This window comes from Pseudomonas sp. SDO5522_S412 (assembly GCF_054071215.1).
In genome coordinates this window covers 1-4,863 of sequence record NZ_JBSVWQ010000330.1, presented here as the reverse complement: position 1 = coordinate 4,863, position 4,863 = coordinate 1, and the positions used below count along the sequence as shown (strand labels likewise).

Here is a 4,863-nt window from a genome sequence, read left to right as displayed (position 1 = left end):
AGTCGCTCAATAGGCTGGCTGAACCACCGCTTTCGCGAGCAAGCCCGCTCCCACCCAAGCCCGCTCCCACATTTTGATCTTCGCCGGTTTCTAGGCCGACAGGTGCTCATACAAAATCGTCGCACCCACCAGCATCAACACCACGCCGCCGACCATCTCGGCGCGCTTGCCGACCACAGTCCCCAACACCCGGCCAAGCATCATGCCGATGGTTACCATGGTCATCGTCGCCAAGCCGATCGCCGCAGCGGCCACCAGGATATTCACGTCGACAAACGCCAGGCCCACACCCACCGCCAAGGCATCAATGCTGGTAGCAAACGCGGTCACGGCAAGAATCATGAACGAGTGCTGGCTCGGTTTCTCTTCCTCTGGATCATCGGCCTTCAAGCCGTTGTAGATCATGTGCAGGCCCAGGGCTACCAGCAGGGTAAAGGCGATCCAGTGGTCCCACTGCTCCACCCAGCGGGTGGCAGCCTGGCCGATAGCCCAGCCGATGATCGGCGTGATCGCTTCGATCACACCAAAGATCAGCCCGGCCCGCAGGGCTTCGGTCAGGCGTGGTTTGTGCAGGCTGGAACCTTTGCCAATGGCCGCCGCAAAGGCGTCCGTGGACATGGCAAGGGCGAGAAGAATCAGGGAAATAGGGTTCACGGTAAGGCTTCCAGTCGGGCTGTATGAGTCAACGACACAACCACACGGCCGACTTCAGGCATGGATGTGTCGCTGGTCTCACCAACCAAAATGGTGTTCGCACCACGGCATGTTGCCGAGAATGTTGATACGAACGCTTCGAGAATCCGAAGCAGGCTACTCCCCAACGAGGTGGCGGATCATAGCCGCGCAATCATGAAAATTTCGTTAAGGACGCCTCACGGATGTTCCAGGTGACACCGCACCTGCTGACTCATCCCACCCGTCAACCGCTGCGGCCGCTCACAGCCTTGTGTACGCCTCGGGCAGCGGTCGAGAAAGAAACACCCACCCGGCAACACCCGGTTCCCCGGCAGCTCTGTCGGTGCACTGACATACGCGTCGTCCAGCGCCACCCCCAGCTTGGGCACCGCCTCCAGCAACAGCTGGGTGTACGGATGCTTCGGCTGCTCCAGCACTTGCTCGGCACACCCCAGTTCCACGATCTGCCCCAGGTACATCACCGCCACCCGGTCGGCCATGTGCCGCACCACCGAAACGTTGTGGGAGATCAGGATGTAGGTCAGCCCCAGCCGCCGTTGCAGCTCGGCCAGCAGGTTGAGGATTTGCGCCTGCACCGAGATATCCAGGGCCGAGGTCGGCTCGTCCAGCACCAGGATGCTCGGGTTGGACGCCAGCGCGCGGGCGATGGCGATGCGTTGGCGCTGGCCACCGGAAAACTGGTGCGGGTAACGGTCCAGGTATTCGGCGCGAATGCCTACCTGCGCGGCGACCTTGGCGGCGATGGTGCGCATTTCACTCTTGGGCGTGTCGCCAAGGGCGAACAGCGGCTCGGTAATGATTTTCCAGATGGGCAGGCGCGGGTCGAGGGACGATTGCGGGTCCTGGAATACGATCTGCACATGCCGGTGGCGTTCCCGGGCACTTTCGTAGACCCAGTCCACTTCACCGTCACTGGGCTTGACCAGGCCCATCAGCAATTGGGCGAGGGTGCTTTTACCGCAGCCGGACTCGCCGACAATCCCCAGGGTTTCCCCACGGCGCACCTGCAAGTCGATGCCGTTGAGGGCGTGGGCATAACCGCGCGGGCGGCCCAGCCAGTCGGTTTTTACCGGGAACTTGACCCGTACATCCCGCAAAGCCAGCAGTGAATCTTGAGACACGGTCATTGCACCGACTCCCCGGCAGTCAGCCAGCACGCACTTTTGCGGGTGCCGGCAGGGTTGATCAGGTCCAGGCGCGGGCGCTCGATGCATTGGCTCATGGCCTGGGGGCAGCGTTCGCGAAAGGTGCAGCCTGAGGGCAGGGCGGCAAGGTTGGGCACTTGGCCGGGGATGGTCAGCAGGTCGTCGCCGGGTTTCACCTGTTCCGGCAAGCCGCTGAGTAACCCTTGGGTGTAGGGATGGCGCGGGTCGCTCATCACCTGGGCGGTGGGGCCTTCTTCCACCACGGCGCCGGTGTACATCACATACACCCGGTCGCAGAACTGCGAGACCACAGCCATGTCGTGGGTGATCAGCAGGATCGCGGTGCCGCGTTCCCGGGCTTTTTCCCGCAGCAGCAACAGCACCTGGCGTTGCACGGTGACGTCGAGGGCAGTGGTGGGCTCGTCGGCGATCAGCAACTGAGGGTCGCAGGAAAATGCCAGGGCGATCATCACCCGCTGGCGCATGCCGCCGGAGAGTTCGAAGGGGTAGCTGTCGAGCACTTGCTCGGGGTCGGCGATGTGCATGTCCCGCAGCAGGGCGATGGCCTTGGCACGGGCGGCGGCCTTGCTCAGGCGCTGGTGGTGGATGATCACATCGAGCATCTGCCGGCCAATGCGCCGGGTCGGGTTCAGCGCGGTCATCGGCTCCTGGAAGATCATCGCCGCGTCACGCCCGCGGATCTGCAGCAGCTCCTTCTCGCTGGCACCGAGCATGTCGCGGCCGAGCATCTGCAAGCTGCCGGCGGTGATCCGGTAACTGCGCTCCGGCAGCAGGCGCAGGCTGAGCATCGCGGTCACGGATTTGCCGGAGCCGGATTCACCCACTACGCCGACGACTTCGCCGGGGTTGACGTGCAACGACACGCCGTTGAGTGCCTGGACGTTGTTGCGGTAAGCCGGGAATTCCAGGCTCAGGTTGTCGATGGCAAGCACTGCCGGACTGGACATGGTCATTTCCCCTGTTGCCGTGGGTCGAGCAGGTCACGAACACCGTCACCCAGCAGGTTGAAGCCGGTCGCGGTGACCAGGATCGCCAGCCCCGGAAAGGTCGAGTACCACCAGTTGTCGAGAATGAAATTGCGCCCGGTGGCAACCATCGCGCCCCATTCGGCGGTGGGCTGTTGTGCACCCAGGCCGATGAAACCCAGGGCCGAGGCCATCAGGATCGCGCTGCCGATGTCCAGGCTCAGTTGCACCAGCAACGGCGGCATCGCATTGCGGCCTACGTGCCACGACACGATGTGCCAGCGCCCGGCGCCGAAGGTCTGGGATGCCTTGACGTAGCCCATCTGCCGAATGCTCAGGGCCTGGCCCCGGGCCAGGCGCACGTAGAACGGGATGCGCACCACGGTGATCGCCAGCATCGCATTGAACAGGCTCGGGCCCAGTGCGGCGGCCAGGGCCATGATCAGCACAAGGGACGGCACCGACAGCATGATGTCCATCAGGCGCATGATCAGGCTGTCGAAACGCCCGCCGATAATCCCCGACAGGCAGCCCAGCAGCCCGCCCACCAGGCAGGACGAAAACGCCACGAACAGCCCCACGCCCACCGACTGGCGGCTGCCGTACAGCACCCGGCTGAACAGGTCGCGGCCGACTTCATCGGTGCCGAACCAATGTTCGGCGGAGGGCTCGGCCAGGCGTTGCGCCAGGTTCAAGGCATTGGGGTCATGGCTCGCCAACCAGGGCGCGAAGGCCATGCAGATCAGCACGATCAAGGTGATGGTCAGGCCGGCGATGGTCAGCGGGCTGCGGCGTATTTGATAGCCCAGGTACTCCATTCGCGCTCGCCAGGTGGGGCGCTGTTCCAGGGGCACCGGTACGGGCATGGTCAGGGGAGCGGTCATCTCAATTCACCTCGCCGATGCGCGGGTCGACCACCCGGTAGAGCAGGTCGATCAGCATGTTCAGCAGTACATAAATAAACGACACCAGGATCGCGAAGCCCATCACCGCCGGGAAATCCAGGGACTGGATCGACTTCACCACATAGGCACCCATGCCCGGCCAGGCGAACACGGTTTCGGTCAGCACCGCGCCGTACAGCAGGTCGCCGAGGGTCAGGCCGAGCACGGTGATCGACGGGATCAGCGCGTTGGGCAAGGCGTGGCGCAGGATCACCGCCCAGCGCGACAGGCCGTAGGCGCGGGCGGTACGGATGTAGTCCTCGCCCAACTGGTCGAGCATCGCCGAACGGATCTGCCGGGCGACCACGCCGAGGTTGACGAAACCCAGGGTGACGGCGGGCAGGATCAGGTGTTCCAGGGCATTCAGGAACAGTGGGATATCGCCGGCCAGCAGCGAGTCGAACAGGTAGAACCCGGTGATGGTGCGCGGTGGTTCGAGGCCTTCATCCAGCCGCCCGCTGCCGGGCAGCCAGCCGAGCTGGCCGTAGAACAACACGATCAGGCCCAGGCCGAGCCAGAAGGCCGGCGTGGAAATGCCGGTAACCGCCAGCGTTCGGGCGATCTGGTCGATGGCGCGGTTGTGATACACCGCTGACAGCACCCCCAGCGGTACGCCCACCAGTACCGAGAGCAGCAGGGCGGCGACCGCCAGTTCGAGGGTCGCGGGGAAGAACGCTTTCAGGTCTTCCAGCACCGGGCGGCTGGTGCGGATCGAGGTGCCGAGGTCGCCGTGCAGCAGGTCGCTCATGTAGCGGCCGTATTGCTGGTACAGCGGCAGGTCGAGGCCCAGTTGATGGCGGATGTTCTCGACAATGGCGTCGCTGGCCCGGTCGCCGGCAATCAGGCGCGCCGGGTCACCCGGGATCAGGTGGGAGATGCAGAAGGTAATCAGCGAAACGCCGACGACGACCAGGATCAGGCCGAACAGGCGTTTGCGCAACATATTCAGGAAGGCCATGAGGGCTCCTCGGTAACGCGAGACATTTGGATCAGGAATACAGCCTGGAAAACACAGCAGGTCCAGTGTGGGAGCGGGGTTTTTCCTGACCGCGGTGGGTCCGTCGCCCACCCGGTGACTTCTCCCCCCCCTTT

Annotated in this window: 5 protein-coding genes and 1 riboswitch; all 5 genes read right to left on the bottom strand. The window is 64.0% G+C overall.

The window, feature by feature from the left end:
• Window positions 1-90: 90 nt before the first annotated feature.
• The 5 genes from mntP to ACW9I6_RS30765 all read right to left on the bottom strand — a co-directional run bounded on the left by mntP (window position 91) and on the right by ACW9I6_RS30765 (window position 4,729).
• Window positions 91-654, bottom strand: a complete 564-nt coding sequence (gene mntP, locus ACW9I6_RS30785; protein WP_003220119.1) for a manganese efflux pump MntP — start codon at window positions 652-654, stop codon at window positions 91-93.
• A 10-nt stretch (window positions 655-664) separates the two neighbouring features.
• Window positions 665-832: riboswitch (yybP-ykoY riboswitch) on the bottom strand.
• Window positions 833-872: 40 nt separating this feature from the next.
• Window positions 873-1,823, bottom strand: coding sequence for an oligopeptide/dipeptide ABC transporter ATP-binding protein (locus ACW9I6_RS30780; RefSeq protein WP_003220120.1), 951 nt, complete (start codon window positions 1,821-1,823; stop codon window positions 873-875).
• Entirely contained in the window at window positions 1,820-2,815 is a 996-nt protein-coding gene (locus ACW9I6_RS30775; RefSeq protein WP_032898749.1) for an ABC transporter ATP-binding protein, read from the bottom strand. Before ACW9I6_RS30775 ends, ACW9I6_RS30780 begins: the two co-directional genes overlap by 4 nt.
• Window positions 2,812-3,693, bottom strand: coding sequence for a D,D-dipeptide ABC transporter permease (gene ddpC / locus ACW9I6_RS30770; protein WP_032868129.1), 882 nt, complete (start codon window positions 3,691-3,693; stop codon window positions 2,812-2,814). The genes ACW9I6_RS30775 and ddpC overlap by 4 nt, the downstream gene beginning before the upstream one ends.
• 19 nt (window positions 3,694-3,712) lie before the next feature.
• A complete protein-coding gene (locus ACW9I6_RS30765) occupies window positions 3,713-4,729 on the bottom strand; it encodes an ABC transporter permease (protein WP_177056075.1) in 1,017 nt (338 codons plus the stop codon).
• Window positions 4,730-4,863 lie beyond the last annotated feature (134 nt).

Bases quoted from the DNA above. Each gene is read 5' to 3' on its own strand.
- ACW9I6_RS30775 (WP_032898749.1), bottom strand. From the start codon at position 2,815: ATGACCATGTCCAGTCCGGCAGTGCTTGCCATCGACAACCTGAGCCTG.
- ACW9I6_RS30780 (WP_003220120.1), bottom strand. From the start codon at position 1,823: ATGACCGTGTCTCAAGATTCACTGCTGGCTTTGCGGGATGTACGGGTC.
- ACW9I6_RS30765 (WP_177056075.1), bottom strand. From the start codon at position 4,729: ATGGCCTTCCTGAATATGTTGCGCAAACGCCTGTTCGGCCTGATCCTG.
- ddpC (WP_032868129.1), bottom strand. From the start codon at position 3,693: ATGCCCGTACCGGTGCCCCTGGAACAGCGCCCCACCTGGCGAGCGCGA.